The sequence below is a fragment of the Streptomyces sp. NPDC050856 genome (assembly GCF_040653855.1).
Taxonomy (GTDB): Bacteria; Actinomycetota; Actinomycetes; order Streptomycetales; family Streptomycetaceae; genus Streptomyces.
This window is the reverse complement of the sequence record NZ_JBFAGV010000007.1, coordinates 89,354-109,160: the sequence shown is the minus strand read 5'-3', so window position 1 is coordinate 109,160 and position 19,807 is coordinate 89,354. Positions and strand designations below refer to the sequence as shown.

Genomic DNA, 19,807 nt, shown 5'->3' with positions numbered 1-19,807 from the left:
AGCCTGTGGACAACCCCTCACCGGCGCCGCCCGGCCGCGCGCGGCGCCCTCCTGACGGATGGCGGGCCCGCGCGCTAGAGTCCCGCCCAGGCACGTTACTGATCAGTAAATGAGTTAAGGGGACCGGCTATGCGGCTCGGCATCAACCTCGGCTACTGGGGCGCGGGCATGGACGGCGACAACCTCGCCGTCGCGCGGGAGGCGGACCGCCTCGGCTACGACGTCTGCTGGGCCGCCGAGGCGTACGGTTCGGACGCGCCCACCGTGCTGTCCTGGGTCGCCGCGCAGACCGAGAACATCGACATCGGCTCCGCGATCATGCAGATCCCGGCCCGTCAGCCCGCCATGACCGCGATGACGGCGGCCACCCTCGACTCCCTCTCCGGCGGCCGTTTCCGCCTCGGCCTGGGCGTGTCCGGCCCGCAGGTGTCGGAGGGCTGGTACGGCGTGAAGTTCGACAAGCCCCTGGCCCGGACCCGCGAGTACGTGGAGATCGTCCGCAAGGCCATGTCCCGCGAGCGGCTGACCCACGACGGCGAGCACTGGACCCTGCCGCTGCCCGGCGGCCCGGGCAAGCCGATCAAGCTCACCGTCCACCCCGAGCGTGAGCACATCCCGCTCTACATCGCGGCGATCGGCCCCAAGAACCTGGAGCAGACCGGGGAGATCGCGGACGGCGCGCTGCTGATCTTCCCGTCCGCCGAACACCTGGAGGACACCGCGCTCCGGCACCTGCGCGCGGGCCGGGAGAAGGCGGGCCTGACCATGGACGGCTTCGACGTCGTGCCGACCGTCCCGCTGGCCGTCGGCGACGACGTCAACGCCCTGGCCGACACCTTCCGCCCGTACACCGCGCTGTACGTGGGCGGCATGGGCAGCCGGAAGCAGAACTTCTACAACCAGCTCGCCCAGCGCATGGGGTACGAGAAGGAAGCCGCCGAGATCCAGGACAAGTACCTCTCGGGCGACAAGCAGGGCGCGGCGGCGGCCGTCCCGCACCGGCTCATCGACCAGACCACCCTGCTCGGCTCCGTCGAGCGGATCGCCGATCGGATGCAGGCGTACGCGGCCGCCGGCGTCACCACCCTCACCCTCGCCCCCGCCGGGTTCACCCTCGACGAGCGGATCGCGGCCCTGCGGGCCGGCACGGCGGCCCTGGAGCGCGCGGGCCTGGTGGAGTAGCGGGGCGGCGGGGCCCGCCGCGAGGCGATCGCGCGGCGGGGGAGGCGTACGGCCGGAAAGCGCTCACGGTCCGGGAAGGCCCACGGCCGTGGTGGGGGCTCGGGGGTCATCCCCGCCACGGCCGTCGCGCTGCACAACGCGCCGGCTCCCTCCCGGTTACGCCTTTCCCCGCCCGCCGGCCGCTCCTCCGTTCGGCGGACTTGTCCGGCCAGGCTCTCGGCGCCCCGCGCCGGGCCGCACTTGACTCCTGTGCGAACCCGCGCACGGAGGTGGCATTGATGCTCTCGGCCCGAAGCCTGTTCCAGGAGATCCTCGACAACGACGACTCCTACCGGCTGTTCTGTTCCATCGCGGCGAGCGGCGAGACGCAGGGTGGCTGGGAGAACGCCCGGATCGCGGCCCTGGTCCCCGAGTCACTGGCCGCCCTCGCGCCGAAGATCACCCGGCACGGCGCCGACGAGGACAAGCACGGCCGGATCTTCAACGCCCTGCTCGGCAAGCGCGGTCTGGAGCCGGTCCCCGTCCCGCCGGAGACCGACTACACCATGCTGCTGGAGAGGCGCGGCATCGGGCTGGCGCACGACCGGCTCCGCCGGGACGAGCGGCTCACCGAGACCGACGTACTGGTCTACCTCTCGCACAGCCGGGTGACCGAGCAGCGCGCGTCGGAGCAGATGGCCATGCTGGTGCGGTACTTCGGTGACCACCCCGAGGTCGGCAGGGCCGTCAGGATGATCTCCCACGACGAGGACAACCACCTCGCGTACTGCCACGAGGAACTGCTGCGCCTCGCCCGCGCCGGGCACGGCCGCACCATCCAGCGGACCCTGCGGGAGTGCGCGCTGGCCGAGATCGCCGTCTACCGGGACGTCAGTCTGGCCGTGACGGCGCACATGGGCCGCATCCTGAGGTGGCCGCCGGCCAAGTCGGCCGCGCTGGCCGGGGGCATCCGGGCCGTGTACGCCTACGAACGGGCCGGCCGGTGGCGGCGCATGGTGGGCCTGGCCATGCCGGAGCGGCGCGACGCGCTGGGCGGACCGCCGGAGCCGGCCCCGGCGCTCTGAGCCGCTACAGCCAGCCCCGCCGCTTGAACAGGCGGAAGAGCCCCACGACCGCCACGGCCATCAGGACGATCACCGCCGGGTAGCCCCAGACCTGGTCCAGCTCCCACATGTGCTCGAAGTTCATGCCGTAGACGCCCGCGACCATGGTCGGCACCGCTGCCATGGCCGCCCAGGCCGAGATCTTCCGCATGTCGTCGTTCTGCCGCACCCCCATCTGCGCCAGGTGCGCCGACAGGATGTCCGACAGCAGCCGGTCCAGTCCCTCCACCTGCTCGCCGGCGCGCGTCAGGTGGTCGCTGACGTCCCGGAAGAACGGCTGGGCGTGCTCGTCGACGAACGGTACGCCGCCGCCCGCCAGCCGGGCCATCGGCCCGGTCAGCGGCCCGGTGGCCCGGCGGAACTCCAGCACCTGGCGCTTGAAGGTGTAGATCCGCGACGCCGTGTTCTTGGCGTCGCCGCCCGACGGCTGGAAGACCTCGGTCTCCAGTTCCTCCAGATCGACCTGGAGCTCACCGGACACCTCGATGTAGTGGTCCACGACGGCGTCGCTGATCGCGTACAGGACGGCGGTCGGCCCGTGCCGCAGCACGTCGGGCTCGGCCTCCAGCCGCTGCCGCACCGCGGCCAGCGGGGCGCCCTGGCCGTGCCGGACGGTCACCACGAACGAGTCGCCCAGGAACACCATCAGCTCACCGGTGGAGACCTTGTCGCTGCTGGGCTCGTACAGCACCGGCTTGAGGACCATGAACAGCGAGTCGTCGTACACCTCCAGCTTGGGCCGCTGGTGGGCCTTCAGGGCGTCCTCCACGGCCAGCGGGTGCAGGGAGAACTCGTCCGCGACGTGGTCGAACTCCTCCTCCGTCGGTTCGTGCAGCCCGATCCAGACGAACGCGCCGTCGGACGACGCCCGCCGGGCCTCGTCCAGGGCGTCGGAGAAGTCGGCGGGGCCGGTACTGCGGCGCCCGTCCCGGTAGATGGCACAGTCCACGATCACGGCGCGTATTCTCCCCCCGCCGCGGCGCCCCCGCACCCCTCCGGCGGCCTAGGCTGGCGGGCATGGCCACGTTGATCCTTGTACGGCACGGACGCTCGACCGCCAACACCGCCGGGATACTGGCGGGCTGGACGCCCGGCGTCTCCCTCGACGAGCGCGGCGCGGTCCAGGCCGCGGCGCTGCCGGCCCGGCTGGCCGGTGTGCCGGTCGCCGCCGCCGTCAGCAGTCCGCTGGACCGCTGCCTGGAGACCCTCCGGCCGCTGCTGGCGGCCCGGCCGGGGCTGCCGCTGCACACCGACGAGCGGATCGGCGAGTGCCACTACGGCGACTGGTCGGGGCGCAAGCTGGCCGAGCTCACCGACGAGCCGCTGATGGACGTCGTGCAGGCGCACCCGTCCGCCGCCGCGTTCCCGGGCGGCGAGTCGATGCGCGCCATGCAGGCGCGCGCCGTCGAAGCCGTACGGGAGTGGAACGCGCGCGTGGAGGCCGAACACGGCGAGGACGCCGTCTACCTCATGTGCTCGCACGGCGACATCATCAAGTCGCTCGTGGCGGACGCCCTCGGGATGCATCTCGATCTGTTCCAGCGGATCCATGTGGATCCTTGTTCCGTAACGGCGATCCGCTACACCCGGCTGCGACCCTTTCTCGTGCGGCTCGGTGACACCGGTGATTTCGGCGCGCTGATGCCGCGTGAGGAGACGGGCGGCGGCGGGACCGCCGAGGTGGGCGGCGGCGCGGGCGCACCGTGATCGATCCGCGCAGTAGGGTGGACGGGCCGCAGCGCCGTCGAAACTCACAGTCAAGGGAGAGGGAACGTGTCCCGTCAGGTGTTCCTCTATGACCCACCGGAGCGCTTCGTGGCCGGCACGGTCGGGCTGCCTGGCCGCCGTACGTTCTTCCTCCAGGCGTCCGCCGGGGGACGGGTGACCAGCGTCGCTCTGGAGAAGACCCAGGTGGCCGCGCTCGCCGAGCGGATCGACGAACTGCTCGACGAGGTGGTGCGCCGAACCGGCGGCAACGCCCCGGTGCCGGCCGTCGCGCCCACGGACGTGACCGACACCGCGCCGCTCGACGTACCGGTCGAGGAGGAGTTCCGGGTCGGCACCATGGCGCTGGCCTGGGACGGCGAGGACCAGCGCATGATCGTCGAGGCCCAGGCGCTGGTGGAGCTGGACGCGGACTCCGAGGAGGACCTCGCCGAGGCCGAGGAGCGGCTGCTCCAGGACGAGGAGAACGGCCCGCCCATGCTGCGGGTCCGGCTGACCGGGGCGCAGGCGAGGGCCTTCGCCAAACGCGCCCTCGACGTGGTCAACGCGGGCCGCCCCCCGTGCCCCCTGTGCAGCCTGCCGCTCGATCCGGAAGGACACGTATGCCCGCGCCAGAACGGATACCGCCGGGGAGCCTGACGGCGGTGGACCCCCTCGCCCTGCTCGCCGGGGGCGAGCTGACCGTACGCGGACAGGTCCGCGAGGCGTCCAACGCGGTGCTCTTCTGCTCGGTCGCCCACGAGGGCGAAGAGGTCTCCTGCGTGTACAAGCCCGTGGCGGGCGAGCGGCCGCTGTGGGACTTCCCCGACGGGACGCTGGCCCAGCGGGAGGTCGCGGCCTACGAGGTGTCGGAGGCGACCGGGTGGGGCCTGGTCCCCCCGACCGTGCTGCGGGACGGCCCCTACGGCCGGGGCATGGTGCAGCTCTGGATCGAGGGCGACCCCTCGGCGTCGCTGCTGGCCCTGGTGGACGGCGAGGAGGCGGGGGAGGGCTGGCGGCCGGTCGGCCCGGCCCAGGTCGGCGACGGCCGCACGGCCCTGCTGGTGCACGCCGACGACGTACGGCTGCGGCGGCTCGCCGTGCTCGACGCGGTGATCAACAACGGCGACCGCAAGGGCGGCCACCTGCTCCCGGCCCCCGACGGCCGGCTGTACGCCATCGACCACGGCGTCACCTTCAACGTGGACGACAAGCTGCGCACCCTGCTGTGGGGCTGGGCGGGCGAGCCGCTCACCGAGGAGGCGCTGGAGGTGCTGGGCCGCCTGGAGGTGTCGCTGGCGGCCGGCGCCCCCCTCGCCGCCCGCCTGGCCGGGCTGCTCACGCCGGCGGAGGTCGCGGCGGTGCGGGACCGGGTGCGCGCCCTGCGCGCGACCGCCCGCCACCCCGAGCCCTCGGGCCAGTGGCCGGCCATCCCCTGGCCCCCGGTCTGACCGGCCCGCCCCACCGGCCCCCGGGCGACAACGGTCGCGGCCGTCGCCGTCCGCAAGACCGGTACCGGCCGGATTCCGTATCCGGTTCGTATCCGGATCGGGCATCCGGTTACGCTCATGACATGCATGCCTGGCCCGCTTCTGAGGTCCCCGCCCTGCCCGGCACGGGCCGCGACCTCCGGATCCACGACACCGCGACCGGCGGTCGAGTCACCCTCGCCCCCGGCCCCGTCGCCCGTATCTACGTCTGCGGCATCACGCCGTACGACGCGACCCACATCGGTCACGCGGCGACCTACAACGCGTTCGACCTCGTTCAGCGCGTGTGGCTCGACACCAAGCGGCAGGTCCACTACGTCCAGAACGTCACCGACGTCGACGATCCGCTCCTGGAGCGGGCGGTCCGCGACGGCATCGACTGGGCGGGGCTCGCCGAGCGCGAGACCGCCCTGTTCCGCGAGGACATGACCGCCCTGCGGATGCTCCCGCCGCGGCACTACATCGGCGCCGTCGAGGCCATACCCGGCATCGTGCCGCTCATCGAGCGGCTGCGCGACGCCGGCGCCGCGTACGAGCTCGACGGTGACGTCTACTTCTCCGTCGAGGCCGACCCGCACTTCGGGCAGGTGTCGCACTACGACGCCGAGGCGATGCGCGTGCTGTCCGCCGAGCGCGGCGGCGACCCGGACCGGCCGGGCAAGAAGAACCCGCTCGACCCGATGCTGTGGATGGCCGCCCGCGACGGCGAACCGAGCTGGGAGGGCGGCAGCCTCGGACGCGGCCGCCCGGGCTGGCACATCGAGTGCGTGGCCATCGCCCTGGACCACCTGGGCATGGGCTTCGACGTCCAGGGCGGCGGCTCCGACCTGGTCTTCCCGCACCACGAGATGGGAGCCTCCCACGCCCAGGCGCTGACCGGCGAGTACCCCTTCGCCAAGGCGTACGTGCACGCCGGGATGGTCGCCCTGGACGGCGCGAAGATGTCCAAGTCGAAGGGCAACCTGGTCTTCGTCTCCCGGCTGCGCCGCGACGGCGTCGACCCGGCCGCCATCCGGCTCTCGCTGCTCGCGCACCACTACCGAGCCGACTGGGAGTGGACCGACCAGGTGCTGCGGGACGCCGTGGCGCGCCTGGACCGCTGGCGCGCCGCGGTCTCCCGCCCCGACGGGCCGTCCGCCGACGCCCTGGTCGAGGAGGTCCGGGAGGCGCTGGCCGACGACCTGGACGCCCCGCGCGCGCTCGCGGCGGTGGACCGGTGGGCCGAGCGGCAGGCCGCCGGGGGCGGTACCGACGAGAGCGCCCCCGGGCTGGTCTCGCGCACGGTGGACGCGCTGCTCGGCGTGGCCCTGTAGGCAGGCCGCCCCCCGGGGGGAGGCCGCGGGAGGCCGCGGAACACGGAGCGGGGCGGTACCGGATCGGTACCGCCCCGCTCCGTGTTCCCCGGAGTGCCGGGGAACCCTCAGTCCTCCGCGTCCGCGGGGCCGTCGTCGTCGCCCGGCTCGGGCTTGGGCGGCTTCGGCGGCCGGGTCCGCCCGCTGGAGGTGTCGCGCAGGTAGGAGTTGTCACCCAGCTCCGTGGCGTGCCCGGGGCCCGGCGCACCGCCCGGCCCGCTCCCGGGGGCCCCGGGCGCGCCCGGCCCGACGTCCCGGCGCCGCAGGTACCGCTCGAACTCCCGGGCGATGGCCTCGCCCGACGCCTCCGGGAGCTCCGCGGTGTCCCGCGCCTCCTCCAGCGTCTGCACGTACTCCGCCACCTCGCTGTCCTCGGAGGCCAGCTGGTCCACGCCGACCTGCCAGGCCCGCGCGTCCTCGGCCAGTTCGCCCAGCGGGACGCGCAGGCCGATCAGGTCCTCCAGCCGGTTGAGCAGCGCCAGCGTGGCCTTGGGGTTGGGCGGCTGCGAGACGTAGTGCGGCACCGCCGCCCACAGGCTCACCGCCGGCACGCCCGCGTGCGTGCAGGCCTCCTGGAGGATGCCGACGATGCCCGTGGGACCCTCGTACCGGGTCTCCTCCAGGTCCATGGTGCGCGCCAGGTCCGGGTCGGAGGTGACACCGCTGACCGGCACCGGCCGGGTGTGCGGGGTGTCGCCGAGCAGCGCGCCCAGGATCACCACCATCTCCACGCCCAGCTCATGGGCGAAGCCCAGGATCTCGTTGCAGAACGAGCGCCAGCGCATGGACGGCTCGATCCCCCGGACCAGGACCAGGTCGCGCGGCTTCTCCCCGCCCACCCGGACCACCGAGAGCCGGGTCGTCGGCCAGGTGATCTTCCGTACCCCGCCGTCCAGCCACACCGTGGGCCGGTTGACCTGGAAGTCGTAGTAGTCCTCGGCGTCGAGCGCCGCGAACACCTCGCCCTTCCACTCCCGTTCCAGGTGCGCGACCGCGGTGGAGGCGGCGTCGCCGGCGTCGTTCCAGCCCTCGAACGCGGCCACCATGACCGGGTCGATCAGCTCGGGAACCCCCTCGAGCTCGATCACCCAGGCCTCCTTCCGAAGTTCCGTGCGTACGGACCAACCTTACGGCTTACGGGGGCTCCTCCCGCAGCCCCTGTACACGTCCGGGTGCTGTTCCGGCCCGGAGCGTCTACCCACGACGAGCGGCAGGAACGCAAGCGTGAGGGGCGGTCGTCCGCACGACCGCCCCTCACCCGTACCGCACGGCAACTGCGCCGCGCTCACGCCTTCTTGGCGAGCATCTCCTCGACCCGGCCGCGGATCTCGTCCGTCGCCAGGCCGCGGATGGTCAGCGTGGTGCGGCGGCGCAGCACGTCGTCCGCCGTCTCGGCCCACTCGTGGTCGCGGGCGTAGGCGACCTGCGCCCAGATCTCCGGGGCGTCCGGGTGGACGCGCTCGGCCAGCGCCGGGTCCTCGTTCGCCAGGCGGGCGATGTCGAAGGAGAGCGAGCCGTAGTGGGTGGCCAGGTGGCGGGCGGTGTCGGCGGACATCCGCGGGCCCGGGGTGCCGCCGTCGACCAGCAGCCGGTGCGCCACCGCGCGGGGATTGGCTATGCCGGGCAGCGGGAGCTTCTTGGGCAGCTGCGCCATCGGCTCCATGTCCTCGGCCAGCGGGCGGCCCGGCAGGGACGCCAGCTTGTTCATCACCGTGCGGCCGATGTGACGGAAGGTCGTCCACTTGCCGCCGGCCACCGACAGCATGCCACCGCGGCCCTCGGTGACCACCGTCTCGCGCTTGGCCTTGGAGGTGTCGCCGGGACCGCCCGGCAGCACCCGCAGGCCCGCGAACGAGTAGGTGATCAGGTCACGGGAGAGCTGCTGGTCGCGGATGGAGAACGCGGCCTCGTCGAGGATCTGGGTGACGTCCTTGTCGTTGACCGCCACCTCGCCCGGGTCGCCCTCGTACTCCTCGTCGGTGGTGCCGAGCAGCAGCATGTCCTCCCAGGGGAGGGCGAAGGTGATGCGGTACTTGTCGATCGGGGTGGCCAGCGCGGCCTTCCAGGGGGAGGTGCGCTTCAGCACCAGGTGCGCGCCCTTGGAGAGGCGGATGGAGGGCGCCGCGTTCGGGTCCTCCATCCTGCGCAGGTGGTCCACCCAGGGGCCGGTGGCGTTGAGCACCAGGCGGGCGTCGACCCCGAACTCGATACCGTCGGTGCGGTCCCTCAGGTCCGCGCCGGTGACCCGCCCCTGGGTGAAGCGCAGGCCGGTGACCTCGGCGTGGTTGAGGACGGTGGCGCCCGCGTCGACCGCGGCGCGGACGGTCATCAGGGCCATGCGCGCGTCGTTCATCTGGTCGTCGCCGTACACGGCCACGGCCTTGAGGTTGTCGGTGCGCAGCTCGGGCACGTCCCGCGCGGCCTTGGCGGGGCTCAGCAGGTGCCCGACACCGTCGCCGAAGGCGGAGAGCGCCGAGTACGCGAAGACGCCCGCGCCCAGCTTCGCGGCGCCGTGCGGCCCGCCCTTGTACACCGGCAGGTAGAAGGTGAGCGGGTTGGCCAGGTGCGGTGCGACCTGGCGGGAGACCGCACGGCGCTCGAAGTGGTTCTCCGCCACCAGCTTCACCGCGCCGGTCTGCAGGTAGCGCAGACCGCCGTGGAGCAGCTTGGAGGAGGCGGAGGAGGTGGCGCCGGCGAAGTCGCCGGCGTCCACCAGGGCCACCCGCAGTCCGGACTGCGCGGCGTGCCAGGCGGTGGAGATGCCCAGGATGCCACCACCGATCACCAGGAGGTCGTACGTCGCCTTGGAGAGGTGCTCCCGGGTCTCGGCTCGGCTCGGCAAGGAGCCGGCAGCCGGGTGCGTCCCGAGGGCGGGGACGCTCTGCAGGGGGGTCATGATTACTCCTCGTCCTCGATCCAGCCCATGGTCCGCTCGACGGCCTTGAGCCAGTTCTTGTACTCGCTGTCCCGCTTGGCGGCGTCCATGCGGGGGGTCCACTCGGCGGCCCGGCGCCAGTTGGCGCGCAGCGCGTCGGTGTCCGGCCAGAAGCCGACGGCCAGGCCGGCGGCGTAGGCGGCGCCGAGGCAGGTGGTCTCGGCCACCATCGGGCGCACCACGGGTGCGTCCAGGACGTCCGAGATGGTCTGCATCAGCAGGTTGTTGGAGGTCATCCCGCCGTCGACCTTGAGCGCGGCCAGTTCGACGCCGGAGTCCTTGGTCATGGCGTCGGTGATCTCGCGGGTCTGCCAGGCAGTGGCTTCGAGCACGGCGCGCGCGATGTGCGCCTTGGTGACGTACCGGGTGAGGCCGGCGATCACACCGCGGGCGTCGGAGCGCCAGTACGGGGCGAACAGGCCGGAGAAGGCCGGTACGAAGTAGGCGCCGCCGTTGTCCTCGACCGAGGACGCCAGCGTCTCGATCTCGGCGGCGGAGTTGATCAGGCCCATCTGGTCGCGCATCCACTGCACCAGCGAACCGGTGACGGCGATGGAGCCCTCCAGCGCGTACACCGGCTTGTCGGCGCCGATCCGGTAGCCGACGGTGGTCAGCAGGCCGTTGTAGGAGTTGACGGGCTCGCCACCGGTGTTCATCAGCATGAAGGTGCCGGTGCCGTACGTCGACTTGGCCTCGCCCTCGGAGAAGCAGGTCTGGCCGAACAGGGCCGCCTGCTGGTCGCCGAGCGCGGAGGCGACGGGGACGCCGTCCAGGACGCCGCCCTTGGTGTGTCCGTACACCTCGGCGGAGGACCTGATCTCCGGCAGGATGGCGGCCGGCACGCCCATGGAGTGCAGGATCTTCTCGTCCCACGCCAGGGTGCGCAGGTTCATCAGCATGGTCCGCGAGGCGTTGGTGACGTCGGTGACGTGGACGCCGCCGTCGGTGCCGCCGGTCAGGTTCCAGATGATCCAGGAATCCATGGTGCCGAAGAGGATCTCGCCGCGCTCGGCGCGCTCGCGCAGTCCCTCGACGTGGTCCAGCAGCCAGCGCGCCTTGGGGCCGGCGAAGTACGAGGCGAGCGGCAGTCCCGTCTCGCGGCGGAAGCGGTCCTGGCCGACGTTGCGGCCGAGCTCCCGGCAGAGCGCGTCGGTGCGGGTGTCCTGCCAAACGATGGCGTTGTGGACGGGCTCACCGGTGTTCTTGTCCCACAGCAGCGTGGTCTCGCGCTGGTTGGTGATACCGATGGCCTTGACGTCGGCGGAGGTGATGCCGGCCTTGTCGATGGCGCCGGCCACCACTTCCTGGACGTTGGCCCAGATCTCGGCGGCGTCGTGCTCCACCCAGCCCGGCTTGGGGAAGATCTGCTCGTGTTCCTTCTGGTCGACGGAGACGATGCGCCCGTCGCGGTCGAAGACGATGCAGCGGCTGGAGGTGGTGCCCTGGTCGATGGCCGCGATGAACGGGCCGGTGGTGTGTGCGTCGGTCACGGTGTACTCCCGGAGGTCTGTGGAGGGTCGGCCGGTCGGCTCAGGCGAACGCGAGGTTGTAGATACCCGCGGCGAGGGCTCCGCCGATCAGCGGACCGGCCACGGGAATCCACGCGTAGCCCCAGTCGGAGCCGCCCTTGTTCGGCAGCGGGAGCAGGGCGTGCACGATGCGCGGGCCCAGGTCGCGGGCCGGGTTGATGGCGTAGCCGGTCGGGCCACCGAGGGAGAGGCCGATGGAGACCACGACCAGGGCGGTGATCAGCGCGCCGAGGGTGCCCAGGCCCTTGCCGTCGGCGTTCAGGCCCTGGGTCAGCACCGCGAGGACCAGCACCACGGTGCCGATGATCTCGGTGGCCAGGTTCATCAGCGGGTTGCGGACCTCGGGGCCGGTGGAGAAGACGCCGAGCACGGGACCGGCGGCGGGGGCGCTCCTCTGGTCGACCATGCCCTCCTCGTGCGGAGTGGAGGTGATCTCCGGGTCCGTGAGGTGGGCCTGGAACTGCCCGTAGTAGGCGATCCAGACCAGGACCGCGCCGATCATGGCGCCGAGGAGCTGCCCGGCGAAGTAGACGGGGACGTCGCCCCAGTCGCCGTCCTTGACCGCGATACCGACGGTGACCGCCGGGTTCAGGTGGGCGCCCGACAGGGAGCCCGTCATGTAGACCGCCGTCAGTACCGCGAAGCCCCACCCGAAGGTGATGGCCAGCCAGCCGGCGTTCTGCGCCTTGGAGCGCTTGAGCGTGACGGCGGCGCAGACGCCACCGCCGAGCAGGATGAGTACGGCGGTACCGATGACCTCGCCGATGAAGATGTCGGAGCTGGACACCCGCGACTCCTTTGTCCTTCGTCCAGGGGAAGGCGAACCCCGGGTCCCTCCGGTGGTCCGCGCCCTCAGGTGAGGGCGTTTGCGGCCTTCAGGGAGCCGATGGGGGCCCCTGGCGTTGTCACACTCTAACGCGTATTGCCGGTAGGTGTTCGACAATGCCGACCGATGAACGGCAGTTTTGCTTCCGCGTTAACAAGGCGTCAAGAGTTCGGGGGGCGAATACCGGATCGTTACCGATGGTGCGCCAAACGCGCCGCCCACGGCTCGGCGGCGCCCCGGAAAGAGCGGGAAAAGGCCGGTGACCGCCTCAGAATCGCCCGGCGCCCAGGTCCCGGGAGACCGCGCGGGCGCAGTCCCGCACCGCCGCGATCAGCTCACTGCGCAGGTCGGGCCCGTCACAGACCCGCTCGACCGCGCCCGTGATGGCCACCGCGCCCACCGGCATCCGGCGCCGGTCGTGGATGGGCGCCGCGACCGAGGCCACACCGTCCCAGGTCTCCTCCACGTCGGCCGCCCAGCCGCGCGCCCTGGTCAGGTCCAGGACGGCCTCGAAGTCGTCCAGGCCCGTGATCGTGCGGGGGGTGAACGCCTTGCGCTCCACCTCCACCGCCTCGCTGTGCGCCACCGGGTCGTACGCCGACAGCACCTTGCCCAGGGCGGTGGAGTGCAGCGGCTGCATCGCCCCCACCTCCAGCACCTGGCGGCTGTCGTCGGGGCGGAAGACGTGGTGGATGACGAGGACGCCCCGCTGGTGCAGCACGCCCAGGTGGACGCTCTCACCGCTGGAGCGGGCCAGGTCGTCGGTCCACACCAGGGCGCGGGCGCGCAGCTCGTGGACGTCGAGGTAGCTGTTGCCCAGCCGCAGCAGCTCGGCGCCCAGCTGGTAGCGCCCGGACGCGGCGTCCTGCTCGACGAATCCCTCCGCCTGCAGGGTGCGCAGGATGCCGTGCGCCGTGCCCTTGGCGAGCCCGAGCGACGACGCGATGTCGGACAGTCCGAGCCGGCGCTCGCCACCCGCGAGCAGTCGCAGCATCGCCGCCGCCCGTTCAAGCGACTGGATGTTCTTCGCCATCGCCCGGCCCTTCTCCCTCAGTTCGACAATGCTGAACACTATCGGTCGTTGCCGACCCACAGCCACACCGAGGAATGCCGCACCGGTGTGCGACCGGACAACGGCGCCCCGCCCCGCGCGCGGTCCACGGGTCGGAACGGACTGCCCGCCCACGCGGTACGCGGTTACCCTGGCCGCGTGCGCCTACCGCCGGAGGCGCAAAGCCGACAGCCGTCGCATCCCAGGGAGCTCATCCATGGCCTCGTCGCCCACCCCCTCCGCCGACACCAGCACCCGAGCCGCCGCACTCCGCGAGGCACTCGCCACCCGCGTGGTGGTGGCGGACGGGGCCATGGGCACGATGCTCCAGGCGCAGGACCCCACCCTCGACGACTTCGAGAACCTCGAGGGCTGCAACGAGATCCTGAACGTGACCCGCCCCGACATCGTGCGCGCGGTGCACGCGGCGTACTTCGACGTGGGCGTCGACTGCGTGGAGACCAACACCTTCGGTGCGAACCTCTCCGCGCTGGGGGAGTACGACATCCCCGAACGGGTCCTGGAGCTGTCCGAGGCCGGTGCCCGGATCGCCCGTGAGGTGGCCGACGAGTACACCGCGGCCACCGGGCAGCAGCGCTGGGTGCTGGGCTCGATGGGCCCGGGCACCAAGCTGCCGACCCTGGGACACGCCCCTTACCCCAAGCTCCGCGACGCCTACCAGCGGAACGCCGAAGGCATGATCACCGGCGGTGCCGACGCCCTCCTGGTGGAGACCACCCAGGACCTGCTCCAGACCAAGGCCGCCGTGCTGGGCGCCCGGCGCGCGATGGACGCCACCGGCGCCGACCTGCCGCTGATCGTCTCGGTCACCGTCGAGACCACCGGCACCATGCTGCTCGGCTCGGAGATCGGCGCCGCGCTCACCGCGCTGGAACCGCTCGGCATCGACATGATCGGCCTGAACTGCGCCACCGGCCCCGCCGAGATGAGCGAGCACCTGCGCTACCTGGCCCGGCACTCCCGGGTCCCGCTGTCCTGCATGCCCAACGCGGGCCTGCCGATCCTCGGCAAGGACGGCGCCCACTACCCGCTGACCGCGCCCGAGCTGGCCGACGCGCAGGAGACCTTCGTCCGCGACTACGGACTGTCCCTGGTGGGCGGCTGCTGCGGTACGACCCCGGAGCACCTGCGCCAGGTGGTCGAGCGGGTCGGGGGCGTGACGCCCCCCGAGCGCGACCCCCGCCCCGAGCCGGGTGCGGCCTCGCTCTACCAGACCGTGCCGTTCCGGCAGGACACCGCCTACCTGGCCATCGGCGAGCGGACCAACGCCAACGGGTCGAAGAAGTTCCGTACGGCCATGCTGGAGGGCCGCTGGGACGACTGCGTGGAGATCGCCCGCGAGCAGATCCGCGAGGGCGCCCACATGCTCGACCTGTGCGTGGACTACGTGGGCCGGGACGGTGTCGCGGACATGGCGGAGCTGGCGGGCCGGTTCGCCACCGCCTCCACGCTGCCGATCGTGCTGGACTCCACCGAGGTCGACGTCATCCGCGCCGGCCTGGAGAAGCTCGGTGGCCGCGCGGTGATCAACTCCGTCAACTACGAGGACGGCGACGGCCCCGAGTCGCGCTTCGCGAAGGTCACCGCGCTGGCCAAGGAGCACGGCGCGGCCCTGATGGCGCTGACCATCGACGAGGAGGGCCAGGCGCGCACGGCCGAGCACAAGGTGGCGGTCGCCGAGCGGATCATCGCCGACCTCACCGGCAACTGGGGCATCCACGAGTCGGACATCCTCATCGACTGCCTGACCTTCACCATCTGCACCGGGCAGGAGGAGTCCCGCAAGGACGGCGTCAACACCATCGAGGCCATCCGCGAACTGAAGCGGCGCCACCCCGACGTGCAGACCACGCTCGGCCTGTCCAACATCTCCTTCGGCCTCAACCCGGCCGCCCGGCTCGTCCTCAACTCCGTCTTCCTCGACGAGTGCGTCAAGGCGGGCCTGGACTCGGCGATCGTGCACGCCTCCAAGATTCTGCCGATCGCCCGGCTGGAGGAGGAGCACGTCAAGGTCGCCCTGGACCTGATCCACGACCGCCGCGCCGAGGGCTACGACCCGCTGCAGCGGTTCCTGGAGCTGTTCGAGGGCGTCGACACCAAGTCGATGAAGGCCGGCAAGGCCGAGGAGCTGGCCGCGCTGCCGCTGGACGAGCGGCTCCAGCGACGGATCATCGACGGCGAGAAGAACGGCCTGGAGGCCGACCTCGACGAGGCCCTGCGGTCCCGCCCGGCACTCGACATCGTCAATGACACGCTGCTGGCGGGCATGAAGGTCGTCGGTGAGCTGTTCGGCTCCGGGCAGATGCAGCTGCCGTTCGTCCTCCAGTCGGCCGAGGTGATGAAGACCGCGGTCGCCCACCTGGAACCGCACATGGAGAAGGTCGAGGGCGACGAGGCGGGCAAGGGCACCATCGTGCTCGCCACCGTGCGCGGCGACGTCCACGACATCGGCAAGAACCTGGTGGACATCATCCTGTCCAACAACGGCTACAACGTGGTCAACCTGGGCATCAAGCAGCCCGTCTCGGCGATCCTGGAAGCCGCCGAGCAGCACCGGGCCGACGTCATCGGCATGTCCGGCCTCCTGGTCAAGTCCACGGTGATCATGAAGGAGAACCTGGAGGAGCTGAACCAGCGGGGCATGGCGGCCGACTACCCCGTCATCCTCGGCGGCGCCGCCCTCACCCGCGCCTACGTCGAGCAGGACCTGCACGAGATCTACCAGGGCGAGGTCCGCTACGCGCGCGACGCCTTCGAGGGCCTGCGCCTGATGGACGCGCTGATCGCCGTCAAGCGCGGGGTCCCCGGCGCCTCCCTGCCCGAGCTGCGGCAGCGCCGGGTACGCCCCGCCGGTGACGTCGCGGTCGAGGAGCGCGCGCCGCAGGACGGGGCGCGCTCCGACGTCGCCACCGACAACCCGGTGCCGACCCCGCCGTTCTGGGGCACCCGGGTGGTCAAGGGCATCCAGCTCAAGGAGTACGCGAGCTGGCTGGACGAAGGGGCCCTCTTCAAGGGCCAGTGGGGCCTGAAGCAGGCCCGTACCGGCGACGGCCCCAGCTACGAGGAGCTGGTGGAGAGCGAGGGCAGGCCGCGGCTGCGCGGCTGGCTGGAGCAGCTGCACACCCGCAACCTCCTGGAGGCGGCGGTCGTCCACGGCTACTTCCCCTGCGTATCCAAGGGCGACGACCTGATCATCCTGGACGAGCGCGGCAACGAGCGGACCCGCTTCACCTTCCCGCGCCAGCGCCGCGGCCGGCGCCTGTGCCTGGCGGACTTCTTCCGCCCGGAGGAGTCCGGCGAGACCGATGTCGTCGGGCTCCAGGTGGTGACGGTCGGGTCGAGGATCGGTGAGGCCACCGCCGAGCTGTTCGCCTCGGACTCCTACCGCGACTACCTCGAACTGCACGGTCTGTCCGTTCAGTTGGCCGAGGCCCTCGCCGAGTACTGGCACGCCCGGGTCCGCGCCGAGCTGGGCTTCGGCGCCGAGGACCCCGACGAGGTGGAGGACATGTTCGCCCTGAAGTACCGGGGCGCGCGGTTCTCCCTCGGTTACGGGGCCTGCCCGGACCTGGAGGACCGCGCCAAGATCGCCGAGCTGCTGGAGCCCGAGCGGATCGGCGTGCGCCTGTCCGAGGAGTTCCAGCTCCACCCGGAACAGTCCACCGACGCGATCGTCCTCCACCACCCCGAGGCGAAGTACTTCAACGCGCGCTGAGCGGCCCGGCGCGACGAGTCGTACACTGGTCGGTCCAGTGCAGGCCGGTCACTTTTCCCGCCGGGAGTCGCCCTCCGGGAGAGAGGCCGGCCTTCTCGTCCCTCCCGGAGGTGTGCCGATGACCAGTACGGTCCCCGCGTCCTTTACCCGCATGGCCGAAGGATCCGCCCTCCAGGCCGTCTTCCTCGACATGGACGGCACGCTCGTCGACACCGAGGGCTTCTGGTGGGACGCGGAGGTCGAGGTCTTCGGCGACCTCGGTCACGAGCTCGACGAGGCGTGGCGGGACGTCGTCGTCGGCGGGCCGATGACCCGCAGCGCCGGGTACCTCATCGAGGCCACCGGCGCCGACATCACCCTGGCCGAGCTCACCGTGCTGCTCAACGACCGGTTCGAGGAGCGCATCGGCGAGGGCGTCCCGCTCATGCCCGGCGCCGAGCGGCTGCTGGCCGAGCTGGCCGCGCACGGCATCCCCACCGCCCTGGTGTCCGCCTCCCACCGCCGCATCATCGACCGGGTCCTGCGCTCGCTCGGCCCGGACCGCTTCACGCTCACCGTCGCGGGCGACGAGGTGCCCCGTACCAAGCCCCACCCCGACCCCTACCTGCACGCCGCGCGCCGCCTGGGCGCCGAGCCGTCCAGATGCGCCGTCATCGAGGACACGGCGACCGGTGTGGCCGCCGCCGAGGCCGCCGGCTGCCGGGTGGTCGCGGTGCCGTCCGTCGCGCCGATCGCGCCCGCCCACGGCCGGGTCGTCGTCCGCTCCCTGGAAGAGATCGACCTGGGCTTCCTGCACACCCTGATCACCGGAATGAACTGAGCCGCGCACCGAGCGTGCCGCGCCCGGCCGGGCGCGGCACGGAGCGCCCGAACCTACCTTCCCCGGGTCCGGAACACCCGGCGCGACGGCGTGACCTTGGTCACTCAGCGTGGTACCGAGGGGATGTCCCGAAAATGTGGCATGTCCGGAACAGTGCACTTGGGCTGATCCTTTGTGTCCCGTTTCATCGGCGCGTGTACGAATCATTCCCCTGCGCGACTATGCGGCGGCGTGCATTCCTGATCACTGTCCGGCGTGGTCCCGGCCCGGCCCGGGTCCGGCATCCGTGGCCTGGCCCACTAATCTCTTGGCGAGAACTTCGCCGCACTTTCCCCGTGTGCCCGGCAGCCACCAAGCAGCCGTGAACACCGGACCGATCGCTTCGTACCCGGCCCGATCGCTCCGCCCCGACCGGGCGGCGCGGCGGAGTGTCCCTACCGCTGTACCCAGTGCCGGATGAGGAGAACGTCCAGGATGAACCGCAAGACCTTGGTGCTGCCGGCCGTGTTGGGCCTGCTCGCCCCCGTGCTCGTGGCATGCGGCGGGGCGCAGGGCGGATCCGGTCGCGGCGACGCCATCGTCGTCGGCACCACGGACCAGTTCACCGCCACGGAGGACGACTCCGCCCCCTTCGACCCGGCCTTCGCCTACGACACCGGCGTCTGGAACGTGCTGCGCCAGACCGTGCAGACGCTGGTGCACGTCCCGCGCGGCGGTGGCCGCCCGGTCCCCGAGGCCGCCTCGCAGTGCGGCTTCACCGACCGGGCCAGCGAGCGCTACAAGTGCACCCTGCGCGACGGCCTGCGGTTCGCCGACGGCGGCCCGGTGACCGCCGAGGACGTGAAGTTCTCCATCCAGCGCGTCCTCGACATCAAGGCCGACAACGGCGCGGCGGCCCTGCTCGCCAACATCGACACCATCGAGACCAAGGGCGACTCCGAGGTGGTCTTCCACCTCAAGAGCCCCGACGCCACGTTCCCGTACAAGCTCTCGACCCCCGTGGCCGGCATCCTGAGCCGCGAGAAGTACGACGCCAAGAAGCTCCGCGACGGCTTCGAGATCGACGGCTCCGGCCCCTACACCATGGAGGCCGAGGTCGACGGCGGCCGGGTCGCCAAGGCCGTCTTCACCAGGAACCCGCACTACAAGGGCGACATCAAGCTCCACAACGACAAGGTCGAGCTGCGCTCCTTCACGGACGCCGACGCCATGGGCAAGGCCCTGGAGGCCGGCGACATCGACATGATGACCCGCACCATGTCGCCCGAGCAGATCAAGTCGCTCTCGGAGAAGCCCAAGGAGGGCATCGAGCTCCGCGAGGTCCCCGGCCTGGAGATCCGCTACCTCGGCTTCAACACCAAGGACGCCTCGGTCCAGGACAAGGCCGTGCGCCAGGCGATGGCCGCGGTCGTCGACCGGGGCGAGATCGCCGGCAAGGTGTACGGCTCCACCGCCACCCCGCTCTACTCGCTGATCCCCTCCTCGATCGCCGCCCACACCAACTCCTTCTTCAACAAGTACGGCGAGCCCAGCACCAAGAAGGCCGCCGACACCCTGCGCGCGGCCGGCATCACCACCCCCGTGAAGCTGAAGCTGCACTACACCAGCGACCACTACGGGCCGGGCACGCGCAAGGAGTTCGAGGCCCTGCGCGACCAGCTCAACGCCACCAAGCTCTTCGACGTCACCGTCCAGGGCGCCGAGTGGTCCACCTTCCGCCCCGCCCAGAAGCGCGGCGAGTACGCCGTCTACGGACTGGGCTGGTTCCCGGACTTCCCCGACCCCGACAACTACATCGCCCCGTTCCTCGACGCGGACAACTTCCTCAACACGCCGTACGTGAACAGCGCCGCGCGCAGCCGGCTCATCCCGCTGTCGCGCCGCTCGGCCGACCGCAACGCCGCCTCCTCGGCCTTCGAGCAGCTCCAGGACATCGTCGCCACCGACGTCCCCGTGCTCCCGCTCTGGCAGGGCAAGCAGTACGTCGCCCACCGTGAGGACCTGAACGGCGTCGAGTGGGCGCTGAACATCTCCTCGGACCTGATGCTCTGGGAGCTCGGCCGAGGTATCGCCTGACCC

The 19,807-nt window shown here is 71.8% G+C and carries 15 protein-coding genes; 9 read left to right on the top strand and 6 right to left on the bottom strand.

Annotated features, from left to right (window positions below):
• Positions 1-129: 129 nt before the first annotated feature.
• Positions 130-1,182, top strand: coding sequence for an LLM class F420-dependent oxidoreductase (locus tag AB0H53_RS09380; protein WP_362109229.1), 1,053 nt, complete (start codon positions 130-132; stop codon positions 1,180-1,182).
• 278 nt (positions 1,183-1,460) lie between these two features.
• Positions 1,461-2,246, top strand: a complete 786-nt coding sequence (locus AB0H53_RS09375; protein ID WP_362109227.1) for a ferritin-like domain-containing protein — start codon at positions 1,461-1,463, stop codon at positions 2,244-2,246.
• A gap of 4 nt (positions 2,247-2,250) precedes the next feature.
• Here AB0H53_RS09375 and AB0H53_RS09370 read toward each other — a convergent pair whose 3' ends face one another.
• Positions 2,251-3,249 carry a magnesium and cobalt transport protein CorA gene (locus tag AB0H53_RS09370; protein ID WP_362109456.1) on the bottom strand — a complete coding sequence of 333 codons (999 nt, stop codon included), beginning with the start codon at positions 3,247-3,249 and terminating at the stop codon, positions 2,251-2,253.
• A 53-nt stretch (positions 3,250-3,302) separates the two neighbouring features.
• Between AB0H53_RS09370 and AB0H53_RS09365 the strand changes: the two genes are divergently transcribed.
• The 4 genes from AB0H53_RS09365 to mshC all read left to right on the top strand — a co-directional run bounded on the left by AB0H53_RS09365 (position 3,303) and on the right by mshC (position 6,792).
• A complete protein-coding gene (locus AB0H53_RS09365) occupies positions 3,303-3,992 on the top strand; it encodes a histidine phosphatase family protein (RefSeq protein ID WP_362109225.1) in 690 nt (229 codons plus the stop codon).
• Positions 3,993-4,058: 66 nt separating this feature from the next.
• A complete protein-coding gene (locus tag AB0H53_RS09360; protein WP_362109223.1) occupies positions 4,059-4,649 on the top strand; it encodes a DUF3090 domain-containing protein in 591 nt (196 codons plus the stop codon).
• Positions 4,613-5,440, top strand: a complete 828-nt coding sequence (locus AB0H53_RS09355; RefSeq protein ID WP_362109221.1) for an SCO1664 family protein — start codon at positions 4,613-4,615, stop codon at positions 5,438-5,440. The genes AB0H53_RS09360 and AB0H53_RS09355 overlap by 37 nt, the downstream gene beginning before the upstream one ends.
• A 122-nt stretch (positions 5,441-5,562) precedes the next feature.
• Positions 5,563-6,792 carry a cysteine--1-D-myo-inosityl 2-amino-2-deoxy-alpha-D-glucopyranoside ligase gene (mshC, locus tag AB0H53_RS09350; RefSeq protein WP_362109219.1) on the top strand — a complete coding sequence of 410 codons (1,230 nt, stop codon included), beginning with the start codon at positions 5,563-5,565 and terminating at the stop codon, positions 6,790-6,792.
• Positions 6,793-6,899: 107 nt separating this feature from the next.
• Here the strand turns inward: mshC and AB0H53_RS09345 are convergent, their stop codons facing one another.
• The 5 genes from AB0H53_RS09345 to AB0H53_RS09325 all read right to left on the bottom strand — a co-directional run bounded on the left by AB0H53_RS09345 (position 6,900) and on the right by AB0H53_RS09325 (position 13,154).
• On the bottom strand, positions 6,900-7,919 hold the full coding sequence (locus tag AB0H53_RS09345) for a PAC2 family protein (RefSeq protein ID WP_362109217.1): 1,020 nt from the start codon (positions 7,917-7,919) through the stop codon (positions 6,900-6,902).
• A 197-nt stretch (positions 7,920-8,116) separates the two neighbouring features.
• On the bottom strand, positions 8,117-9,727 hold the full coding sequence (locus AB0H53_RS09340) for a glycerol-3-phosphate dehydrogenase/oxidase (protein ID WP_362109215.1): 1,611 nt from the start codon (positions 9,725-9,727) through the stop codon (positions 8,117-8,119).
• 2 nt (positions 9,728-9,729) lie between these two features.
• Positions 9,730-11,256 carry a glycerol kinase GlpK gene (gene glpK, locus AB0H53_RS09335; protein ID WP_362109214.1) on the bottom strand — a complete coding sequence of 509 codons (1,527 nt, stop codon included), beginning with the start codon at positions 11,254-11,256 and terminating at the stop codon, positions 9,730-9,732.
• 40 nt (positions 11,257-11,296) lie between these two features.
• Positions 11,297-12,082 carry an MIP/aquaporin family protein gene (locus AB0H53_RS09330; protein ID WP_362109212.1) on the bottom strand — a complete coding sequence of 262 codons (786 nt, stop codon included), beginning with the start codon at positions 12,080-12,082 and terminating at the stop codon, positions 11,297-11,299.
• A 307-nt stretch (positions 12,083-12,389) separates the two neighbouring features.
• Entirely contained in the window at positions 12,390-13,154 is a 765-nt protein-coding gene (locus AB0H53_RS09325) for an IclR family transcriptional regulator (protein WP_362109454.1), read from the bottom strand.
• Between the two features lie 235 nt (positions 13,155-13,389).
• On the opposite strand from AB0H53_RS09325, the gene metH reads away from it, so the two are divergent.
• From metH to AB0H53_RS09310, 3 genes are all read left to right on the top strand, one after another.
• Positions 13,390-16,908: a methionine synthase gene (gene metH, locus AB0H53_RS09320; protein WP_362109210.1), complete on the top strand. Its 3,519-nt coding sequence runs from the start codon at positions 13,390-13,392 to the stop codon at positions 16,906-16,908.
• Positions 16,909-17,026: 118 nt separating this feature from the next.
• Positions 17,027-17,728 (top strand): HAD family phosphatase, encoded by a 702-nt coding sequence (locus AB0H53_RS09315; RefSeq protein WP_362109208.1) that lies wholly within the window; start codon positions 17,027-17,029, stop codon positions 17,726-17,728.
• 474 nt (positions 17,729-18,202) lie between these two features.
• Positions 18,203-19,804, top strand: a complete 1,602-nt coding sequence (locus tag AB0H53_RS09310) for an ABC transporter substrate-binding protein (protein WP_362109206.1) — start codon at positions 18,203-18,205, stop codon at positions 19,802-19,804.
• Positions 19,805-19,807: the final 3 nt, after the last annotated feature.

Bases quoted from the DNA above. Each gene is read 5' to 3' on its own strand.
- AB0H53_RS09355 (WP_362109221.1), top strand. From the start codon at position 4,613: ATGCCCGCGCCAGAACGGATACCGCCGGGGAGCCTGACGGCGGTGGAC.
- AB0H53_RS09310 (WP_362109206.1), top strand. From the start codon at position 18,203: ATGAACCGCAAGACCTTGGTGCTGCCGGCCGTGTTGGGCCTGCTCGCC.
- AB0H53_RS09375 (WP_362109227.1), top strand. From the start codon at position 1,461: ATGCTCTCGGCCCGAAGCCTGTTCCAGGAGATCCTCGACAACGACGAC.
- AB0H53_RS09365 (WP_362109225.1), top strand. From the start codon at position 3,303: ATGGCCACGTTGATCCTTGTACGGCACGGACGCTCGACCGCCAACACC.
- AB0H53_RS09380 (WP_362109229.1), top strand. From the start codon at position 130: ATGCGGCTCGGCATCAACCTCGGCTACTGGGGCGCGGGCATGGACGGC.
- AB0H53_RS09340 (WP_362109215.1), bottom strand. From the start codon at position 9,727: ATGACCCCCCTGCAGAGCGTCCCCGCCCTCGGGACGCACCCGGCTGCC.
- AB0H53_RS09315 (WP_362109208.1), top strand. From the start codon at position 17,027: ATGACCAGTACGGTCCCCGCGTCCTTTACCCGCATGGCCGAAGGATCC.
- metH (WP_362109210.1), top strand. From the start codon at position 13,390: ATGGCCTCGTCGCCCACCCCCTCCGCCGACACCAGCACCCGAGCCGCC.
- mshC (WP_362109219.1), top strand. From the start codon at position 5,563: ATGCATGCCTGGCCCGCTTCTGAGGTCCCCGCCCTGCCCGGCACGGGC.
- AB0H53_RS09325 (WP_362109454.1), bottom strand. From the start codon at position 13,154: ATGGCGAAGAACATCCAGTCGCTTGAACGGGCGGCGGCGATGCTGCGA.